The 18,158-nt window shown below is 51.2% G+C and carries 20 protein-coding genes and 1 pseudogene; 14 read left to right on the top strand and 7 right to left on the bottom strand.

All coding sequences use genetic code 11. The features are described 5' to 3' along the window. Window positions 1–389: 389 nt before the first annotated feature. The 4 genes and pseudogenes from ACTRXD_RS15265 to ACTRXD_RS15280 all read right to left on the bottom strand — a co-directional run. Window positions 390–563 carry a hypothetical protein gene (locus tag ACTRXD_RS15265; protein WP_442432646.1) on the bottom strand — a complete coding sequence of 58 codons (174 nt, stop codon included), beginning with the start codon at window positions 561–563 and terminating at the stop codon, window positions 390–392. A gap of 42 nt (window positions 564–605) precedes the next feature. Then, on the bottom strand, window positions 606–1,661 hold the full coding sequence (locus ACTRXD_RS15270) for an NAD(P)-dependent alcohol dehydrogenase (RefSeq protein WP_442432647.1): 1,056 nt from the start codon (window positions 1,659–1,661) through the stop codon (window positions 606–608). 3 nt (window positions 1,662–1,664) lie between these two features. Next, complete coding sequence (locus ACTRXD_RS15275) at window positions 1,665–1,916, bottom strand: hypothetical protein (RefSeq protein WP_442432648.1); 252 nt, start codon at window positions 1,914–1,916, stop codon at window positions 1,665–1,667. A 21-nt stretch (window positions 1,917–1,937) separates the two neighbouring features. Beyond that, window positions 1,938–2,051, bottom strand: a pseudogene (locus ACTRXD_RS15280) (tyrosine-type recombinase/integrase); the annotation flags it as partial. 651 nt (window positions 2,052–2,702) lie between these two features. Between ACTRXD_RS15280 and ACTRXD_RS15285 the strand changes: the two are divergent. From ACTRXD_RS15285 to ACTRXD_RS15295, 3 genes are all read left to right on the top strand, one after another. Beyond that, complete coding sequence (locus tag ACTRXD_RS15285; protein ID WP_442432649.1) at window positions 2,703–3,557, top strand: transglutaminase family protein; 855 nt, start codon at window positions 2,703–2,705, stop codon at window positions 3,555–3,557. Window positions 3,558–3,673: 116 nt separating this feature from the next. Next, window positions 3,674–4,141: a YaiI/YqxD family protein gene (locus ACTRXD_RS15290; protein WP_442432650.1), complete on the top strand. Its 468-nt coding sequence runs from the start codon at window positions 3,674–3,676 to the stop codon at window positions 4,139–4,141. A gap of 239 nt (window positions 4,142–4,380) precedes the next feature. After that, window positions 4,381–5,679, top strand: a complete 1,299-nt coding sequence (locus ACTRXD_RS15295; protein ID WP_442432651.1) for a carbohydrate porin — start codon at window positions 4,381–4,383, stop codon at window positions 5,677–5,679. Between the two features lie 405 nt (window positions 5,680–6,084). On the opposite strand, the gene ACTRXD_RS15300 is transcribed toward ACTRXD_RS15295, so the two are convergent. Together ACTRXD_RS15300 and ACTRXD_RS15305 are read right to left on the bottom strand one after the other, a co-directional pair. Further along, window positions 6,085–6,561 (bottom strand): DUF4112 domain-containing protein, encoded by a 477-nt coding sequence (locus tag ACTRXD_RS15300; RefSeq protein ID WP_442432652.1) that lies wholly within the window; start codon window positions 6,559–6,561, stop codon window positions 6,085–6,087. A 455-nt stretch (window positions 6,562–7,016) separates the two neighbouring features. After that, complete coding sequence (locus ACTRXD_RS15305) at window positions 7,017–9,194, bottom strand: FG-GAP-like repeat-containing protein (RefSeq protein WP_442432653.1); 2,178 nt, start codon at window positions 9,192–9,194, stop codon at window positions 7,017–7,019. Between the two features lie 637 nt (window positions 9,195–9,831). Between ACTRXD_RS15305 and ACTRXD_RS15310 the strand changes: the two genes are divergently transcribed. The 3 genes from ACTRXD_RS15310 to ACTRXD_RS15320 all read left to right on the top strand — a co-directional run bounded on the left by ACTRXD_RS15310 (window position 9,832) and on the right by ACTRXD_RS15320 (window position 11,599). Further along, the gene (locus ACTRXD_RS15310) at window positions 9,832–10,320 is read left to right on the top strand and encodes a YchJ family protein (protein ID WP_442432654.1); all 489 of its coding nucleotides are present in this window, start codon (window positions 9,832–9,834) and stop codon (window positions 10,318–10,320) included. 297 nt (window positions 10,321–10,617) lie between these two features. Next, window positions 10,618–11,271, top strand: coding sequence for a hypothetical protein (locus ACTRXD_RS15315; RefSeq protein WP_442432655.1), 654 nt, complete (start codon window positions 10,618–10,620; stop codon window positions 11,269–11,271). A gap of 106 nt (window positions 11,272–11,377) precedes the next feature. Then, on the top strand, window positions 11,378–11,599 hold the full coding sequence (locus tag ACTRXD_RS15320) for a hypothetical protein (protein ID WP_442432656.1): 222 nt from the start codon (window positions 11,378–11,380) through the stop codon (window positions 11,597–11,599). Between the two features lie 194 nt (window positions 11,600–11,793). On the opposite strand, the gene ACTRXD_RS15325 is transcribed toward ACTRXD_RS15320, so the two are convergent. Next, window positions 11,794–12,186: a hypothetical protein gene (locus ACTRXD_RS15325; RefSeq protein ID WP_442432657.1), complete on the bottom strand. Its 393-nt coding sequence runs from the start codon at window positions 12,184–12,186 to the stop codon at window positions 11,794–11,796. A gap of 322 nt (window positions 12,187–12,508) precedes the next feature. Here ACTRXD_RS15325 and ACTRXD_RS15330 point away from each other — a divergent pair, with 322 nt between their 5' ends. From ACTRXD_RS15330 to ACTRXD_RS15365, 8 genes are all read left to right on the top strand, one after another. After that, entirely contained in the window at window positions 12,509–12,862 is a 354-nt protein-coding gene (locus ACTRXD_RS15330) for a YajD family HNH nuclease (protein ID WP_442432658.1), read from the top strand. A gap of 80 nt (window positions 12,863–12,942) precedes the next feature. Next, the gene (locus ACTRXD_RS15335) at window positions 12,943–13,359 is read left to right on the top strand and encodes a hypothetical protein (RefSeq protein WP_442432659.1); all 417 of its coding nucleotides are present in this window, start codon (window positions 12,943–12,945) and stop codon (window positions 13,357–13,359) included. Between the two features lie 274 nt (window positions 13,360–13,633). Then, complete coding sequence (locus ACTRXD_RS15340; RefSeq protein ID WP_312745986.1) at window positions 13,634–13,915, top strand: peptidylprolyl isomerase; 282 nt, start codon at window positions 13,634–13,636, stop codon at window positions 13,913–13,915. A gap of 249 nt (window positions 13,916–14,164) precedes the next feature. Beyond that, a complete protein-coding gene (gene aepX / locus ACTRXD_RS15345; protein ID WP_442432660.1) occupies window positions 14,165–15,799 on the top strand; it encodes a phosphoenolpyruvate mutase in 1,635 nt (544 codons plus the stop codon). A 209-nt stretch (window positions 15,800–16,008) separates the two neighbouring features. Next, window positions 16,009–16,212 (top strand): hypothetical protein, encoded by a 204-nt coding sequence (locus ACTRXD_RS15350; protein WP_442432661.1) that lies wholly within the window; start codon window positions 16,009–16,011, stop codon window positions 16,210–16,212. 6 nt (window positions 16,213–16,218) lie between these two features. Further along, on the top strand, window positions 16,219–16,506 hold the full coding sequence (locus tag ACTRXD_RS15355; RefSeq protein ID WP_312745979.1) for a type II toxin-antitoxin system RelE family toxin: 288 nt from the start codon (window positions 16,219–16,221) through the stop codon (window positions 16,504–16,506). Beyond that, entirely contained in the window at window positions 16,503–16,832 is a 330-nt protein-coding gene (locus tag ACTRXD_RS15360; RefSeq protein WP_442432662.1) for a hypothetical protein, read from the top strand. The genes ACTRXD_RS15355 and ACTRXD_RS15360 overlap by 4 nt, the downstream gene beginning before the upstream one ends. A 70-nt stretch (window positions 16,833–16,902) precedes the next feature. Next, on the top strand, window positions 16,903–17,838 hold the full coding sequence (locus ACTRXD_RS15365) for a peptidase MA family metallohydrolase (protein ID WP_442432663.1): 936 nt from the start codon (window positions 16,903–16,905) through the stop codon (window positions 17,836–17,838). Window positions 17,839–18,158 lie beyond the last annotated feature (320 nt).

Below are 18,158 nucleotides of genomic sequence, written 5' to 3' on the forward strand. Positions count from 1 at the left end.
GCTCGGCTGGTGCCTTTGGAAGGTTGTTCGTCGTCATTGCTGCGAAACACGTAACCACATTTCGTCGAACAGGTGGGTGTCAAAGAACGCCTTGATGGCAACCTCACGGCCGTCTTCCATCTTCATGAACCATGCGTAGGTGTTGCAATAGGCCTCCCATCGACGCACAGTGATTCGGCATCAATGAGCACGATTTCCGAGTCGTCGTCCGAGTAGATATTTCGGATCGTCGGCTTGAGTGGTTGCTCCATCCGAGCATTAAACGGGCGAATCACTTTCGCCATAAACTGCTCTTTGGTCGCGTAGGTCTTCGAGACGAGCGATGACCCGACAATCGTCAAGTGTGCATAGTCGGCAAGCAATTCGAACGGCCCATCTGTGCCGGCGCGTCAAAGGTCAAAAGCAGCTTGAACGAGTCCTTGATTGCTCGACACCGCGACGTTTCCAGTGTCCGGTTTGCTCATGATGGCGCATCCACTGCTGAATAACAACACAAGTACAAGTAGAAGACGAGAAAGTATGCCGCCGGTTTGCATAGGTAATTCGCTTCGCTTTTGTGGCATGGATAATCCTGAATCTTTCAGCACACGGATAGCCTGTGTAGGTCAGAACATAATCACAGCTCGGCCGACAATGTCCCCTGATCGTAGCAAGTCAATGTTCTCATTGGTCTGGTCGAAGGTGATGCGCTTGACCGTGTGTCGGATCTTGCCCTGCGCCGCCAACGACATGACCTCGACCAGATCCGTGTAGTTGCCCCAAAACGAGCCGTGGTAGGTGTACTCACGGGCCACAAAGGGGAAGAGGGGAATGTCGATGCGGTCGCCGACCAGTCCGACCGAAGCATAGTGCCCGGCGACCGACAGCATGCCGAATCCGATCTGGATCATCTCTGCGGCCCCCGCGCAGTCAATCACGGCATCGAGTTCGCCTTGGCCGGTGGCCTTGGTGAGTTCCTTGCGGATGTCGTCCGCGGACTTGCCCCTGGTACTGATGACATGATCCGCTCCATATTCCTTCGCGACGGCGATTTTCTCGGGATTGCGGGCGAACGCAACAACCGTCGCGCCGCCGCCGAGCAACTTGGCATACTGGACGGCGTATGCGCCAAGGCCGCCAACGCCAAATACGGCCAGCACCCGATTCGGGCCTAGTGCGCCGGCATCGCGCAGCTTCTTGATACCGCGATAGGGAGTCAGTCCCGCATCAGTGAGTGGCGCCAGTTCCTCGGCTTTCAGCCGTTTGTCCACCTTGATGAGGTAGCGCGCGGGGACGGGCAGGAACTCTGCGTACCCGCCGTAAGGTCCGAAGCCGGGCCAACGCCCGTGAGCACAGATCTGCGTATTGCCGATCTGGCAAGGACGGCAGGTGCCGTCCCCCCATCCACCAACAACAACGACCTGGTCGCCGTCTTCAAGCCCCGTGGACTTGGGCACGATGCTGCCGATCTTGTGCACGACGCCAGCGATCTCGTGCCCAAGCGTTGCGGGCAGCTCGATGTGCGCGTACTTCTGGAAATAGCCGTCCACCAACTGCATGTCAGTGCGGCACATCCCGGCCGCGGAAACTTTGACGAGGACTTCGTCAGGCTGGATGTCAGGAACGGGGACATCTTCAAGAACCAGGGGCTTCCGATACTCGTGCATACGTGCGGCTCTCATAGATCAGTCTCCTTTTGCGGGGTTAGCATCTTGAATATCGGCCGAGTTGCTACTTACCAAATATGTTGCTGGCCTCAGCAGCGGATCGTCGTCAAAGACAACGCCTGAAACACAACGATCAAACGTGTGGGGAACCAAGCGGCTATTGCGAGCGATAATAGAGTCCGCGGCTGAGTGGCGGGCCTGAGGCCCGTCGATTGGAGCCGCACGTTCGGCTACCGCAGGCGGCTGAACAATGTTTAGGCGAATCCGCATAACACCCCTCCTTGAAGGGGTTCACATCCCGTCCAGCGGACTGCGGACACCTGCCGGCCCACGGTTGAACACATGGGTATAAATCATTGGCGTTTTAACATCGCGATGTCCCAACAACTCCTGAACGGTTCGCACCGGCCGGCTAACGCCACCATGCGAAGGATTCTTGAATAATGGGCAAATAATGTCAAGGAATTTTACTGGTAATTACCGCCGACATTCCTTTGGCGGCTGTTTAATTAAATCTAACCCGACTCCCTTTTTCCTTGGCAGGTCATTGATGCACCTTTGATGACGCACGAAACTATTCAGGCGAGGGAGAAACATGCTAAATAAACCTAATTGACCACACAAGAATAATCACATGGAACGTGAAACGGTCTCAGGCAAGGTGCTCTTCGCACAGCCCAGAGAAACCTGCACCCTTCTCCTTGAGGATGATTTCATCTTTTATAGATTATGCTAAGCTGTGTTGCTGACCTCCACAAACCAATGGGCTTCAGCCATTCCTAAACAGAACAACAGTCCATCTCACACCCAGAAATTGAGTGACACCATGGGAAATCATAGGGGAGAGTTTAGAGTATGAGGAGGTGAAACTTTTAGCGTTTCGAAAGGAGCTAGGATATACCCACTCAGCTCACGTCATCCTCGGTCGGCAAAGTCGCAAACTCGTCAGAAATGTTCTCCGGGTTGATGGCTAGATTATCACTCGATAAAACGTATGTATCGGTGGTTGCGTACTTCAGATATTAATGCCGGTGAAATTCCAGAGTAGGATGCAATATGCAGCGGTATAAAATTCTTCATCGGACGTATTATAATTTTTCGGGGGCGGTGACACTTGGACCGCATCATTTACGTTTGCGTCCGAGGGAAGACTATGACCTGCACATTGAGTCGTTAAACCTGAAGCTCACACCGCCGGCCAACCTGCTCTGGCATCGGGATGTAGAAGGCAATTCGGTGGCCACAGCCACCTTCGATGTGGCCGCCAACCAGCTGGTGATTGAGAGCGAAGTCATCATCCAGCAATTCAATGAAGCTCCACTCGATTTTCTCGTTGCCGACTACGCTGTCGTATACCCGTTTGCCTATCAACCAGATGACCGGATCATGCTGCTGCCCTACATGGCATACCCTGAGCCGAACACCAAAACTCAACTGACTGAATGGATCGCCGGCTTCTGGCAATCAAATGAACCGATTCAGACGTACACACTCTTACAGCGGCTTGGCACCCACATCAACCAAACCCTATCCTATCGAGTGCGGGAAGAACCGGGCGTTCAAACGGTGGGGCAAACACTGGAATACGGCACCGGTTCCTGCCGTGACTTTGCGTTACTGTTCATGGAAGCCGCACGGTGTTTGGGTCTTGCTTCGCGCTTTGTCAGCGGGTATCTTCACGCCCCACCATCAGCAACCGATTATGGTGCCACCCATGCCTGGGCCGAAGTCTACCTGCCAGGGGCCGGGTGGAAGGGGTTCGATCCTACAGTTGGAACCATAGCCGGAACTGATCATATTGCCGTGGCCGTTGCAAGATTGCCGGAATCCGTTCCGCCCATCGAAGGATCGTTCGTTGGCCCCCCAGGATCAACGCTTCATGTCGGCGTCTGGGTCACAAAGTGTGAGTGAACGAACGCCTCCGTTTCTTATGAACCAAGAACGCTCCTCCTTTTCTCTTAATTCAGACAAACGTTTTGAAAATTCAAAGAAAGCAGTTTTTTACTCCTCACCCATAAAGGTCGACCATGCCAATCTGGGTTGATGCCGATGCCTGCCCCAAGGTGATTAAAGAAATTTTGTTTCGCGCCGCAGACCGGGCCGCGGTGCAAGTGACCCTTGTCGCCAATCGCCTCTTGTATACCCCGCCGTCTCCCTATATTTCGGCGATCCAAGTCGCCGATGGATTTGATGTGGCCGATTCCGAAATCGTGAAAAGACTCAAGGCCGGCGACCTGGTGATCACCGCCGACATTCCGCTTGCCGCTGAGGTGATTGCGAAGGGCGGCCATGCGCTTGATCCGCGAGGGGAGATGCATTCTTCCGATACGATTCAAGCCCGTCTGATGATGCGGGATTTCATGGAGACCCTCCGGGCCAGCGGCGTCGAAACCGGGGGGCCGTCGGCCTTGAGTCAACGGAACCGGCAATTATTCGCCACACACCTCGATTACTATCTCACGACCCTGGTCAAACGGGAGGATGAAAAAGACTAGGGACCGGGAACTACACATGGGGAATGGTGGCAGCCCATAAACCAGTGTTGACTCTGTTTAATCTCCTGAACGAGATGCGCGACATTACGAAAAATTCGATATCGCCCGCATTGCTCTCACCGGCAACACTCCGGGCTACCAAACCCATTGGAGCCTGATTCACCAGCATGAAATTCTGTCGAACACAAATGATCCTTCACATCCTTTGCGGGCTAATCCTTTTAATTTTGTTGATTCCCGTGCCAGCCCATTCTGAAGAAAGTCAGGCGGTTGAACAATTGGAAAGGATCATTGAAAAACCGAAGGCTGCCCAAAAAAGTTTGAGGGATGAGGGAATCCTTTTGGAAGCCACCAATACGATGGATATCCTCTCCAATGTCTCCGGCGGCATTCATCGAAAAACCACTCTTACCGGGGATCTGGATCTCCTGCTCACCCTGGATTTAAAAAAATTAGTTCCTAGCTGGAGGGGTACGGTTTTTCTGTATGGCTTGGGCTTGTATGGGGGCGATCCAAGCAACAATGTCGGTGACATCCAAGGGGTGAGCAACATTGCGGCACCAGATACATGGAAACTGTTCGAAGCCTGGTACCAGCACAATCTTTTTGAACGCTTTTCTCTGCTTGCCGGCCTGTATGATATCACCTCCGAGTTTGATGTCATCGTATCCGCGTCGACACTTTTTCTGAATAGCTCCTTCGGGACTGGAGCGGAACTTGGAGCTGGTGGCAATAACAACCTGTCCACCTTTCCCGGGACTTCTCTGGGAATCAGGGCACAAGCCATCCTCACCGATTCTCTCATGGTTCGCGCCGTGGTCGCCGATGGCATTCCGGGGGATCCCAATAATGCTCGGGGTACTCATGTTCGTTTAAAAAAAGATGATGGCCTGTTCGGTTCCATGGAATTGGCATATTACAAATACAACACGGCTGATTTAACACAAACAAAGGAAAAAACGGTCGAAGAACTCCCTCGTCGCCTGACCTTCCGCCGGATTGGAAGATCCGCCCCTCTCGTCTATGAAGCAAAAGTTGCCCTCGGATTCTGGGGGTACACCACTTCTGTGGATCACCTCAACAAGGTCAATAGTTCGGGAAAACCTGTAAAACAAAATGGCACTTACGGGATATATGGGTTAGCGGAATATGATGTGTATTATGAAAAGGACGACAAAGATCAAGGTTTGACTCTCTTTGGCCGAGCCGGAATGGCTGACCCCAACGTGAACCGCATTTCCCAGTATTATGGCGGCGGGTTCATCTATAAGGGATTAATTCCGGGCCGAAAAATTGACCGAACCGCGTTCGGGGTGGCAGCCGCAGTGAATAGCCATGAGTATAAACAGTCTCAACGGCGGGCAGGACAACGGGTTGAGAATACGGAGATCACGCTGGAATGCACTTATTCCATCTTTGTGAATCAAAACCTCGTCATTCAACCGGATTTTCAATACGTCATGAACCCCGGGACGGTTCCCGGCAGGAATAACGCCGTCGTGGTAGGCGCGCGACTTGAAGTCAATTTAAACAATTAATGTGTCCCTTCCAAGCATCTGGGGAGGGAGTCAAAATGAGTGGTTTTCAAAAACACATTAAGGGAGTGTTGAATAATACTAATTTCCAAGGGCATATTGACCCACAGGCACGCTGCATATCAGAGGCCTCGGGGGGTTCAAAAAAGTTCGTCCAGCAAGGCCGCAGTCATTTTTGCGCGCAGAGCGTACTTCCAGTACGTGAGCACGGGAAAATGGCGAGAACGCCGCTGGCGGCTTTTTTCAACAGCCCCGATTTAAATGGATGGAGACAGGAACATCGTAAAGGATAGACCCCTTCTCTGTAGCCGTTCGCTTAAAACTTCCGATCGGATTCCACAAGATCCACCATGAATTGTCGCTTTCCCATCATCAGCATTCCCTCCGGCGGGGTCATAAATTTAAGATTTATTGCATGCCTTGCAGGATTTCCCAAATACGCATAAGAAGCCAAAGGATCCCTACCACCGTTCCGGCGATCACCAAAGCAACGACTAACAATAACCCTATTACGAAAACCCAATCCCCTGTAGTGGACCTTGGACGATCCCCAACAGCATATCGCTCCAACAACTCAACATTTTTCACATTACTTTTAAACCAGACAGAGAACAGATCACCGAGAATGGGAATGGCACCGACCACGCTGTTAATCGCGATATTGAGACTCATACGGATGAGGACGATTTTAGGAAGTTGGGATTGAGCCGCCACGACAAGAATGACTGATCCAGCCAGACCTGCGAGAGCATCGCCCAAACCTGGAATCAGTCCCAGGATCGGATCTAACCCGATACGAATTGAGGTTCCGGGAATCGTAAAACGCCGGTCTAATATTTCCGCCAGGTGTTTGGCAATTTCAAATTTTCGGGAGTGTCTCACCATAGGGGTTTCGTTCCTTTTACTCCTGCAAAATATTAAATCCAATAATCCTATCAGGAAAATTCCAATTAACTTTCATTTCAACAGATCTGACGCAGAAATGTTATAGACGGATGAGTTGGCAGAATGAAATAAATATCTAGTCATTGAGAGGTTTCTACAGAAAACAGGTGGTGTTGCCGCCTCTGGAAAAATGAATATTTTTTATTTCCCCATACTCATTCCCACCATATTGCGATGAACAGCCTGTTTCCTCGGATAGGATGGTCTTTTGTTGTTCGACGAAAGAAGGGGGTTGGTCTTTGACAAAACCAGCCCCCTGTGACCTTCCACAGCTTTCTATTATTCAGGTAGAGATTCCTCTCCCCCACCCTAGTCAGTTAAGAAAACTCTTCTCCCCAGTCCTTGGCCAATCCCGTCACTCTGATTGAATTTTGGGAAAGAGGCCCAATGCATTTCTATTGAATCTCCCAGCTCGAAGAGGTGGTCCCTGGTGAACCTGTTGAGCCAACAGTGACCCCATTCATCAGCCACACCTCAACCTCGCCGGTATCCGTGTTGAACCAGGTCAAATCTACTTTCCCGCTACCGTCCCGATCACTAACCTGGGCAATGTCCCACTCCAAGGCCTTGCCCGCCAAAGCACCCGTGCTGCCAATAGTGAGTCCATTCATGAGCCAGAACGCCACCGCACCGCTTCCGGCATTGCGCCAGATCACATCAGCGGTCCCATTCCCATCAACATCCCCCACCCCAGCCACCTCAAAGGCCAAGATGGCATTCCCCGGAACTCCGATTGACATAACCGTGAGCCCGTTCATTAACCATACGGCTACTGCCCCACTGTTGCTATTCCGCCAGAAGATATCGGCTTTGCGATCGGCATTGACATCACCCATTCCGACAATCTTCCACTCACCCGGGACACCACCGAGCGATTTTGATGAGGCAATGGTCGCTCCATTCATCAGCCACACGACAACCACCTTGCTAGTGGTGTTTCGCCAAACGAGGTCTGCCGTGCCATTCCCATCCACATCTCCAAGTTGCTCAAGCACCCAACCGGTAGGGACAGTGCCCGGGAACCCTACCGATGCAATGGTATGCCCATTCATTAACCACACGGCCACCGTACCACTGGTGCTATTGCGCCAAATCACATCAGCCTTACCATCCGCATTCACATCGCCGATACCGGCAATCTCCCAAGCCGGAGGGACACCGCCCGGGAAACTTGAGGAAGCAATTGCCGTCCCATTCATAAACCAGATCGCCGTGCTGCCATTATTGATATTGCGCCACACGATGTCAGCCTTGCCATCTCCATCCAAATCAAAGTTCGCCGTGCGATTATGAATGAAAATATCCCGGATTCCATTCGTGTCACCCGGAACAAGGTTGTTTGAATCCGAGAAAAATCCGACAATCCGACCATCCTGACTGATTGCAGGATTACAACTAAAATCATTGCCTTGCACTCCACCAGTCGTCACACTCATCCTGGTGGTGGTGTTGGTCTGACGATCATGCACAAACACATCACCCTCTCCATTCGTATCGCCCGGAACGAGATTGGTGGCAAAAGAAAGAAATGCCACAAACCTTCCATCCCCGCTGATGGTCCCCTCTGAACTCTCTCCTCCTCCTTGGAGACCGCCACTTGCCACACTGACGCGCGTGGTGGTGTCCGTTTGACGGTCATGGACAAACACATCACCCACTCCATTGCTATCGCCAGCGACGAGATTCGTCGCATCCGATTGAAATGTGACATAGCGACCATCCGCACTCAATTCGGCATCCACACTCTCACCATTGACTTGCCCTCCGCCTGTGGCCACACTCACACGCGTCGTCACCCCTGTTTGCCGATCGTGAATGAACAGATCCCGCACACCATTGGTATCGCCCGGGACCAGGTTAGTTGCATCGGATTCAAACGCCACCAAACCCCCACTCGCACTGAGAAACCCCGCTCGACTGGTATTATTCCCCTGGATTGCGCCTGTGGCCACACTCACGCGTGTCGTCGCCCCTGATTGCCGATCATGAACGAACACATCTAACACTCCATTGGTGTCACCCGGCACCAGATTGTTCGCAAAGGAGTGGAACGCCACAAACCTGCCGTCAGCACTCAGGGCTGGAGTAAAACTATTGTTATTGGACTGTCCACCGCCCGTCGCGACACTGACCCGGCTCGTGATGCCTGTCTGCCGATCATGGACGAACACATCAGTAGTGCCATTTGTATCCCCCGGAACCAGGTTGGTGGCATCCGACCGAAATGCCACGTAACGCCCATTAGCGCTTATGGCAGGCTCAAGGCTCTCACCATTGGCCTGTCCTCCACCTGTCGCCACGCTCACGCGCGTAGTTTGTTGGGTTTGCCGATCGTACACGAATATATCTCGCACCCCGTTGGTATCACCGGGCACCAGATTGGTCGACAAGGAATAGTAGGTAACAAACCTGCCGTTTTCATTAAGGTCCGGAAGGAAACTATTATTATTGCCCTGCAGATTTCCAGTGCTGACACTGACTCGGGCCGTCTCCGCTCCATAGGTAAGGGGTGCAAGGAATACGAGCATGAGGACGATTGTGCCCGCAGTGACCATTTGGTTGAAATTTTTCATGTGTGTTCCTCCAGAACCCTGAATGAGTTTTAGGAATAAAGCCATTTATACAATCATTGCTGCTGCGCCTGACCAAGTGGAGAACACGTCATGTGTAAAATATTCTCCCGGTGATCCGCCCGTATACGCATAAAAAAGAAAGTCTACGGCATGCTCAAATTCCTGCGCCATTTCATTGTTTTGACGCAAAGCTTCTTTCTATCAGAGCGAGGTCCGGTCAAATTCGAAAAAAAGCCTAACTCAACTGACAAATAACTTCCACACATTTTTCAATTATCCTATTCGCTCATCAGGCTTCGCGCCCAACAGCAATCCCGAAATCTAGTAAAAACCAGGCGGGACCTATGTGGAAAACCAAATTTGATTTATCCCCTTTCCCGATGGAATCATGCATGATGCGCAATATGGGTGCCGAAATGTGGGAACACGGCATTAAAAAATGTCCGCCGGGCATGGCTTTTGCGGCAGACCAGCTATTCATGAGAGGGACGAGCAGAGACAAATGGCGGGAAGACTGCTGCCGGGACTCACCAATTTTTTTCGAAAAAAATGAGATGCCGGGCCTTTTGACTTTTCTGTCACTCGCGACGTACAAGAGTCAATCATCATTTGCCATCACATAGAAAAGGAGTCGCATATGCAGTGTCCGTGTCAGAGCGGAAAAACCTTCAACCAATGCTGTGAGCCCATTATTACCGGAGTGAAACAGGCAGAGACTGCCGAACAACTCATGCGGGCAAGATATTCGGCCTATACGCAAGTCCAGATGGATTTCATCGAAAAGACCCATGACCCCAAAACCAAACACGACATTGACCTTGAGGCTAATCGCAAGTGGGCAGAAACTACCAAATGGACGGGGTTAGAAATTCTGTCGACGAAACAAGGGGGAATAGAGGACGAAGCGGGCCTCGTCGAATTCAAGGCCACGTTTGAGACCGAAGAAGGCCCTCAAATCCATCATGAGCTAAGCGAGTTTCGGAAACATAAGGGGACCTGGTATTTCACCGACGGCAAAAGTCCTGGAGTTCAGACCGTCGTGCGTAGCGAGGCCAAGATTGGACGGAACGATCCGTGCCCCTGCGGTAGCGGGAAAAAGTATAAAAAATGCTGTGGAAACGCCTGAGCATTTCCCTCATCTCAATCGTGTTCATATCCTATTTCCTCCCCCACCGAGGAGGACCCTCGACCCAAAACATTTTCCATCCTGGATCCCTTATGCCTACGAAATCAACCGAATTTCCTCTTAATACTCTTATCTGAATCTGCTGTCATTTCTCCAGAACTCCCCTAACCTGCCGATAAAGCCATGGTAATGCCATGGGTGTGGACCGTGCGGACACTTTTAGGTGCATGCTCTCGGCTTTCCTGGAAGGAACACGTGCGTGCCGTAGACCCTTTTCCCATTGTTTGAGTTCTCCCCATGTCCTCCCTTGAACTGATCTATGGGCTCTTGAAAATTATCCTATTTGTGATCACCATTTGTGTCGGAGAAGTCTCAAATCTCTATTGTCTCATCAAGCCACCGCCTGAATATGCACGCATCGAGGAACTCCGCGGTTCGGGAGAAGTTGTCTTTATTCCTGTGGGTCGTTTTCCAACCCCGCCACTGGAAATGTATGCCCAATTCTTCCAAGAAACATACGGCCTTCCCATCACCATTTTTCCTCCTCTCCCTTTGCCGGTCTCGGCTTTTGACCCCGATCGGGGGCAATATATTGCAGAAGAAATACTGGCAGACATCACAAGACAGGTCGCCGACGCCAACACAAACATGCCGTTGATCCCGATCATCTTTACCGACCAGGACATGTATATTCAAAAGTATAATTGGCAATATGCTTTTAGTCTTCGACAAAATGGCATGGCCGTGGTTTCCAGTGCGCGGATGGGTTTCAGCCTCAATCCATTTACAGAGGCGGATCAGGAAACTCAAGAAGCCCGTTTACGGAAAATGGTGACCAAGAACATCGGGATATTGTATTACCACCTCCCCTTTAGCGATCACTGCCGAAGTGCCATGTATGGCCGTGTTGGTGGCCCTCAAGAACTGGATTTAATGAGTGACCATTTATAACGAGGATTTTTGGCACTAGTTTCCTGGAAGGATAGAAGAATGGAGTTTGACCACCCGAGCATGTTCTTTCATCGGGATCGCCAGGGGAGGAGTAGCAGGTCTGTGAATGGAGTGGTTTCGCGTTGGAAATGTTTCCTGGGAAAGGCCTGCGGTGTTCCAATCTGCTCAATTACTGTTTCACAGAGCTTATCCGATTCTTGGTTATTTCCTCGCCAACACCCCTATCCCGGTGCTGTTACGGAATCGCCTTGCTGTGTATATGGTGGCGGCTACGGGAATGATCTCAATCGGCCTTTTCTTTGGCGGCCCCAACCTGCGAAAGCCCTGATTCCTTTTACTTCCGGTCGTTATATTTATGGCGTTTTATCACATCATTTACCGATTGAGAATCTCACACCCAATCCCTCCTCAAAATTTTTGCCGGTCGGTTACCCCAACCAGTCCATAGGGATTAGGGCGCAGGGTCTCCAAGAAACAATGGTGGCTATCGAATTGAGGCCTCTCACCTGACCCATATTTCCGTCATCCCGTCTTCGCCGCCCCCTGCCATAGCATGTCGTAGCCGAGTTCTTTCGTCTCAGAACACATCGTAGCTAAAGCGGCGAATGTCTTATTGAACAGTTCATCGGCATGAGATTTTTCGTGATCCTCAAATGAACTCCAATAGGTCACAATCGCGTAATGGTCATCTGCGGTTTTTGATTCACTTAAGGACCCTTCGTCAGATACGAAACCGGAAAATTTGAACACCTGCCCGGCGATGAATCCCCCTTTGTCTCCGCCATAGGTTTCCTTGACGACCATGCACATCTCTCCAACGGCCAGCTCTACCTGATCGAAAGAAACCCCGGGCTTCAATTTGACGGTGTTAAACAACATTTTCGCCCCAAAGGGAAGTGTAATAGGACCAAACATGGCACCCTCCTGGTGAAAGCACCCGTCTCGAAGCGGGTGCCTGTAAAGGAAATAATCAGACGAACCCTATCCGCAGAACTCATCATCATTTTAGCACTTACCGCATAGGGCTTGCAGGACTCACACCACACGATTCCTCACCAACCAGCCCGAAGGCCGCATCCAAAGGTTGACACCACATCAGGCATGCTCAACGCGGCGTCCTTTCAAATCGCATTGACAAAGACCAGAAAAACTTTGAGAATCCTGGCATTGAATTCACGCGGCTATTCATCGCTGGCGCCAGAACACCACGACGCCATCACTTGAAAGGACGCACATCATGGGGAATGCATACCGGGGTCGGCACAAACTGCGACGGCTCCAAAAACCTGCCGTCGACAAACCCCTTGACGAACTCCTCAAAGGACTGCGACCCAAGCCTTCAGCCTCGAGCAATAGCTCCTATCGGGAACAGTCACTGAAGATTCACGGGCTTATTTGTGCCAAATGCGCCAGAGAATTCGACCTCAAGACCAGACATCTGCTCACGGTGCACCATAAAGACGGCAATCACCACAACAATCCACCGGACGGATCGAACTGGGAGAACCTCTGCATATACTGCCACGATGATGAACACAGCCGGGGAATCCTTGGTGATTATTTGCGAAAGGCAAAAGAGGACAAGGCTTAGGGAATCGGTCTACAATCCCTGAGCGGACGCAGAACACTTGTTATTGGCTAGAACGAATTGACGGAGAGGTTGATCATCCTATGCTGAGGAAAGAATCACTAAGGGGGATACATGGCATCTATGTAGTTGTTGAGGACCTAGGTCCTGAGCTGAGGGGAGTATTAAACCGAAGTGAGTTGCGAAAACGAGTGGAGGCACAATTGCAAACGGCGGGGATTCGCCTGGTCAAAGAACTCGAAGCCGCCAAATTGCCCGGAGAGCCGTATTTATATGTCAATATGGCGGCTCTTCCCTTGGGCCCAAAGCGTTACGCCTGTCGGATCGACCTTGAAGTCCACCAACTGGTAGCCCTTGTTCATAACTCCTCCACGGGACACGCCATTACCTGGGAACAAGGCGTCGTGACGGCGGGTGGGGTCAAAACCATTTTCAACAATTTTGACGAATTGGTTTTGGATTTTATTTGTGATTACCTGGCGATGAATCCAGACAACTAATCTATCAACTCCATCACCACCTCTCGTTCTTGCGAATCTCGTGCACTTCTACCAGGACTCTTTCCTCCTTTCACCGGCCTTCAGTCTCACATGATCATAGCGCCTCATTCATCCGACCCGTTCCTGATCACCAGAACATTCGCCCTTCACAATAGGTTATGAACAAGAGGATTTCACGGGTTGCACCGGCTGATTCTCATGAAATTTGACCTCAGCTGGTCAATCATGAGAAAAGAACCATTGTCCAATTTTCTAGACTAGAAGGAGAATGCTCATGGCGAAAGCGCGCGCCCGTCACATTTTGGTTTCAACAGAAGAAGCATGCAAAAACTTAAAAACACAAATTGAGGGTGGTGGAGATTTTGCTGCCGCCGCGAAGGAACATTCCACCTGCCCATCAGGCAAACAAGGTGGCGATCTGGGCGAGTTCGGCCCGGGTCAAATGGTCAAAGAATTTGATGAGGTTGTGTTTAGCGGCGAACTCGGCAAGGTCCACGGCCCGGTCAAAACCCAGTTTGGCTATCACCTTCTTGAGATCACCAGCCGCACTCCATAAATTGTTCACTGTTTATCTGGACAAGGGCATGGTCTCCTGGCTATGCCCTTGTCCTGCCCCCATTATCTTCAACACCTGTCACAAGCCTTGGGATCAATCATTCTACCATTCGTTCATCCGACAGATTCCAGCCCCAAACGTCTTTAAGGATTCCCAATCAGATACGGAAAGGTTTGGCAGCAAGATTCCCCTTGATGTAGACTTCACTACCTCATTGAACGATCTGAAACACTGTGCCATTTACTGATTATGCCAAGCGAACCCCAGCCGCCAAAATCAACGCAATTCAAAAAGCTCCTCTTGTCCCCCCAGCTTGAATTTATCTGCGAGGCGCACAATGGGCTGAGCGCCAAGATCGTAGAAGAAGCAGGATTCCATGGCATCTGGGCCAGCGGACTTTCGATTTCGGCTCAATTCGGCGTGCGAGATAACAATGAGGCCAGTTGGACCCAGGTCCTGGACAATCTGGAATTCATGTCTGACGCGGCCCGCATTCCGATTCTCCTGGATGGAGATACAGGATACGGCAACTTCAATAATATGCAGCGTCTCATTCGCAAACTAGAACAACGTCATATCGCGGCCGTGTGCATTGAAGACAAGTTGTTTCCGAAGACGAATAGCTTTCTCAAGGGTGACACACAACCCATGGCCGACATGGAAGAATTTTGTGGAAAAATTAAAGCCGGGAAAGATGCGCAATCCGATCCGGATTTCTGCATCATCGCCCGGGTTGAATCGTTCATCTGCGGATGGGGACTGACGGAAGCCTTGCGACGGGCAGAGGCGTATCGCCAGGCCGGAGCGGATGGCATTCTAATTCACAGTGCGCTGGCGGTGCCGGATGAGATTCTGGCGTTCAAGCGGGAATGGAGCAATCGCTCACCCGTGGTGATTGTGCCCACGAAATATTACTCCACTCCCACCGATGTGTTCCGGCAGCATGGCTTTTCCATGGTGATTTGGGCGAATCACCTGCTCCGCGCCGCAGTCGCCACCATGCAAACGACCGCTCGCGTTCTGAAGAAACAGGAAAATCTTTTATTCATTGAGGATAACATTGTGCCGGTCTCTGAGGTTTTTCGTCTGCAAGGTGCAGATGAACTCATGGAAGCCGAGCAACGCTACCTTCCTAAAAGTGCCGACCGCGCATCGGCTATTGTACTGGCCGCTTCCCGGGGGGATGAGTTAGGGGATCTCACCGAAGACAAACCAAAAACCATGGTGAATATTCGTGGCGTCCCCCTCCTTGCTCATATCGTTGACGCCTACAATAGCGTGGGCATCAAGGAGATTCTTGTGGTCCGGGGGTATAAGAAAGAAGCCGTCAATCTTCCCAATTTGACCTATGTCGATAACGATGCCTTCACGGAAACGGGAGAATTGGATTCCTTATTGAAAGCGCTTCAATCAAAAGACGCCCGAATCCAGGACACCATCGTATCCTATGGCGACGTCTTGTTTAACACGTACATTCCTCAGGCATTGCTGCAAACCAAGGATGACTTTGTCATTTTTGTGGATAGCGACTGGCAGGAAAAAACGAGTTATACGAGGCTTGGTGGATTTGCCGAATGTACCGCTCCGAATTCCCGAAAGGCCTTTAACGCCCAGATTCATCTCAAGCAATTAGGCAGGGCAGTGCCTTCGGACATGATTCATGGCGTATGGATGGGATTTTTTAAAGTCTCGGCTCAAGGTGTCACGCAATTGCAGGAGATCCTTACCGAACTTCTTGCCGACCCGAATCACCGGAAAGCAGGAATGGCCATCCTGTTCCAGGAATTATTACGAAGAAACTATCCGATTCGGGTGCTCTACACCGTCGGGCATTGGCTGGACATTAACAGCCTCGATGATGTCGTGGAAGCTGGAAGTTTCTAAACTTCGTTCTCTGGATTTTTCTTGAATGGACAAGAGCAGGGTTTCAATCCCGAAGTTGAGAATTTACCTGATGCGTTTCGCAGAGCACGACGTTATTGTGAAGGCAAAAGGACCAATGTCCCATTACATCCCGCTCAGCCTCATCAAATAAGGTAGAAACACTATCAAACATTAGAGAATCAGGTACTTATCCGAATGGAGGCTTCATCATGAACATCTCCGATCTCTCTCAGAAAGAATTTAAAGAACTGGTTAATAGCATGGTGGATGACCGGTTGTGTGAACTGCTGGGCGATCCCGATCTTGGCCTGGCTCTGGATGACAAGGTGCGCGCACAATTAAAACAAGTATTAAATTCCCCGGAGCGGGTGACGGGAGAAACCGTCGCAGAACGACTGGGTCTCAAGTGGTGAGATGACATGGCCTGGTATCGCGTCACCTATCAGCCTGCAATCCTGGACGACCTTCAATCAACCGACCAGGGTATGGCCCAGCGCCTGTTGGATAAGACCAAGTGGTTGGCCTCGAATGTCGCCAACCTTCGACATGAACCCCTGCACGAGGATCTTCCCGGTCTCGTCCAATACGCCGTGGGAGATTGGCGCATTCTCTACTCCATCGACCCGGACGAGCATGTCGTCCACATCCATCGAATTGCGACCAGGCGGGAACTGTACGCCAATCGTACCGCACCTCAGGATTCATGAGTCGGTCTGAACAGATCGAACAGGAACTCACCAAGGCCGCCAGGGGACTCCAGAATGGGAACGATGGTTTGGCCAGAGTATGCGCACGACGAGCCATCGCATTGGCCTCTCAACAGTGGGCGGAGCAACAGAATCTGGCAAACTGGAAGGGAGATTCCATGCATCACCTTCGGCAGATCCAAGGAGAAACCAGGTTTCCATTACCGGTGAGAGCGGCGGCGCAACGACTTCTGACCAAAGTGACGGAACAGACACAATTGCCCATGACCACGGATCCTATCACCGACGCCCGCATCATCCTTGACCACCTGAATGCAGAGATTTGAAGCCAGGCATTCGGAAATCCATACAGGCCTTCAAGCTTTCCTCAGAGAAACCTCACTCCCGGGCTAGCCAATGCGTTTTTGCAGAATCCAACAACGATTTCGCAAATCCAATTGTCATAGTGCACTGATTGGACTCCAACTCCTCTTTCTGACGATCATGGTGATGATGGCTCACCCCGGACTAGTGAGAGGAGCCGCCTCCCCCCAATTCATCATTGAAGCCCCGGAATCCTTGGAACCGTTAGCTGCCAACTTGAAGGACAGCAACCCACAAGCCCTTCAGCGTATGATGGACTTTATGGGACTTGAACATCCCGGACTTCCCATTCGAGTCATCCTGGCGCCAAAGGAATCGCCCCTTGCACAGGAAGCGCCGGAATGGGTATCTGGTTACGCAGTCAGTCAGACTTCCACAATTGTGCTCCTCACTGACCGGAGTTTGACCTATCCGAATGATTCACTCAACGAGGTCTTCCTGCATGAAATCGGCCATATCCTGGCCCATCGTGCGGCAGGAGAACAGCCTTTGCCTCGATGGTTTGATGAGGGATTAGCGATGATGGCCGCCCGAAGGTGGGATTTGGAAGACCGAGCCCGACTAGTCTGGGCAATGGTCTCAGACACGCAAGTCTCTCTGAATGAACTCAATACTCTCTTCAGCAAAGACGAGACCTCTGTCCGACGGGCCTATGTGCTGGCTTACGCCTTTACGCGAGACCTCCTGGAACATACAGGACAGGATACCCCCAAACGTATTCTGGCAAAAATCCAACAAGGCATGTCCTTTCCTGACGCCTTTGCGCAAGCCACCTTCATGACACTCGCGCAAGCAGAAGCGCAGTTCTGGAGTCGGCAGACACTCTGGAATCGCTGGATCCCTGTGGCCACCAGTTCCGGAATGATCTGGCTCGCGATCACCCTCCTGGCCTTTTGGGCGTTTACCAGGCAACGGAAGCGAGCCGCAGCCATCAAGAGAAAATGGGAAGAAGATGACGGTGAGCTCTGATGATTCGTCTCACGACCAACACCTCAGAACCATTCTCTCATGCGTTGTTGGAAGAGAGATGAAAATCTCATTCTAAAATGTTTTACTGGAGTGACACACGATTGGAATGTTCTCTTTCCACCTTGAAGGGGTCTGTTGAAAAAAGCCGCCAGCGGCGTTCTCGCCATTTTTCCGTGCTCACGTACTAAGCGTACGCTCCGTGCGTAAAAACGGCTGCGGCCTTGCTGGACGGACTTTTTTGAACCGACCCGGAGCCTTTGATGAGTAATCTAATCCTGGGCAAATTTGCCCTTAAAAATCTTTATTATTCAACACTTCCT

It is taken from the genome of Nitrospira sp. T9 (assembly GCF_052156535.1).
Classification (GTDB): Bacteria; Nitrospirota; Nitrospiria; order Nitrospirales; family UBA8639; genus Nitrospira_E.

Coding starts and splice junctions, on each gene's coding strand:
- ACTRXD_RS15265 (WP_442432646.1), bottom strand. CDS start 563: ATGCCACAAAAGCGAAGCGAATTACCTATGCAAACCGGCGGCATACTT.
- ACTRXD_RS15270 (WP_442432647.1), bottom strand. CDS start 1,661: ATGAGAGCCGCACGTATGCACGAGTATCGGAAGCCCCTGGTTCTTGAA.
- ACTRXD_RS15275 (WP_442432648.1), bottom strand. CDS start 1,916: ATGCGGATTCGCCTAAACATTGTTCAGCCGCCTGCGGTAGCCGAACGT.
- ACTRXD_RS15285 (WP_442432649.1), top strand. CDS start 2,703: ATGCAGCGGTATAAAATTCTTCATCGGACGTATTATAATTTTTCGGGG.
- ACTRXD_RS15290 (WP_442432650.1), top strand. CDS start 3,674: ATGCCAATCTGGGTTGATGCCGATGCCTGCCCCAAGGTGATTAAAGAA.
- ACTRXD_RS15300 (WP_442432652.1), bottom strand. CDS start 6,561: ATGGTGAGACACTCCCGAAAATTTGAAATTGCCAAACACCTGGCGGAA.
- ACTRXD_RS15305 (WP_442432653.1), bottom strand. CDS start 9,194: ATGAAAAATTTCAACCAAATGGTCACTGCGGGCACAATCGTCCTCATG.
- ACTRXD_RS15310 (WP_442432654.1), top strand. CDS start 9,832: ATGCAGTGTCCGTGTCAGAGCGGAAAAACCTTCAACCAATGCTGTGAG.
- ACTRXD_RS15315 (WP_442432655.1), top strand. CDS start 10,618: ATGTCCTCCCTTGAACTGATCTATGGGCTCTTGAAAATTATCCTATTT.
- ACTRXD_RS15320 (WP_442432656.1), top strand. CDS start 11,378: ATGGAGTGGTTTCGCGTTGGAAATGTTTCCTGGGAAAGGCCTGCGGTG.
- ACTRXD_RS15325 (WP_442432657.1), bottom strand. CDS start 12,186: ATGTTTGGTCCTATTACACTTCCCTTTGGGGCGAAAATGTTGTTTAAC.
- ACTRXD_RS15330 (WP_442432658.1), top strand. CDS start 12,509: ATGGGGAATGCATACCGGGGTCGGCACAAACTGCGACGGCTCCAAAAA.
- ACTRXD_RS15335 (WP_442432659.1), top strand. CDS start 12,943: ATGCTGAGGAAAGAATCACTAAGGGGGATACATGGCATCTATGTAGTT.
- ACTRXD_RS15340 (WP_312745986.1), top strand. CDS start 13,634: ATGGCGAAAGCGCGCGCCCGTCACATTTTGGTTTCAACAGAAGAAGCA.
- aepX (WP_442432660.1), top strand. CDS start 14,165: ATGCCAAGCGAACCCCAGCCGCCAAAATCAACGCAATTCAAAAAGCTC.
- ACTRXD_RS15350 (WP_442432661.1), top strand. CDS start 16,009: ATGAACATCTCCGATCTCTCTCAGAAAGAATTTAAAGAACTGGTTAAT.
- ACTRXD_RS15355 (WP_312745979.1), top strand. CDS start 16,219: ATGGCCTGGTATCGCGTCACCTATCAGCCTGCAATCCTGGACGACCTT.
- ACTRXD_RS15360 (WP_442432662.1), top strand. CDS start 16,503: ATGAGTCGGTCTGAACAGATCGAACAGGAACTCACCAAGGCCGCCAGG.
- ACTRXD_RS15365 (WP_442432663.1), top strand. CDS start 16,903: ATGCGTTTTTGCAGAATCCAACAACGATTTCGCAAATCCAATTGTCAT.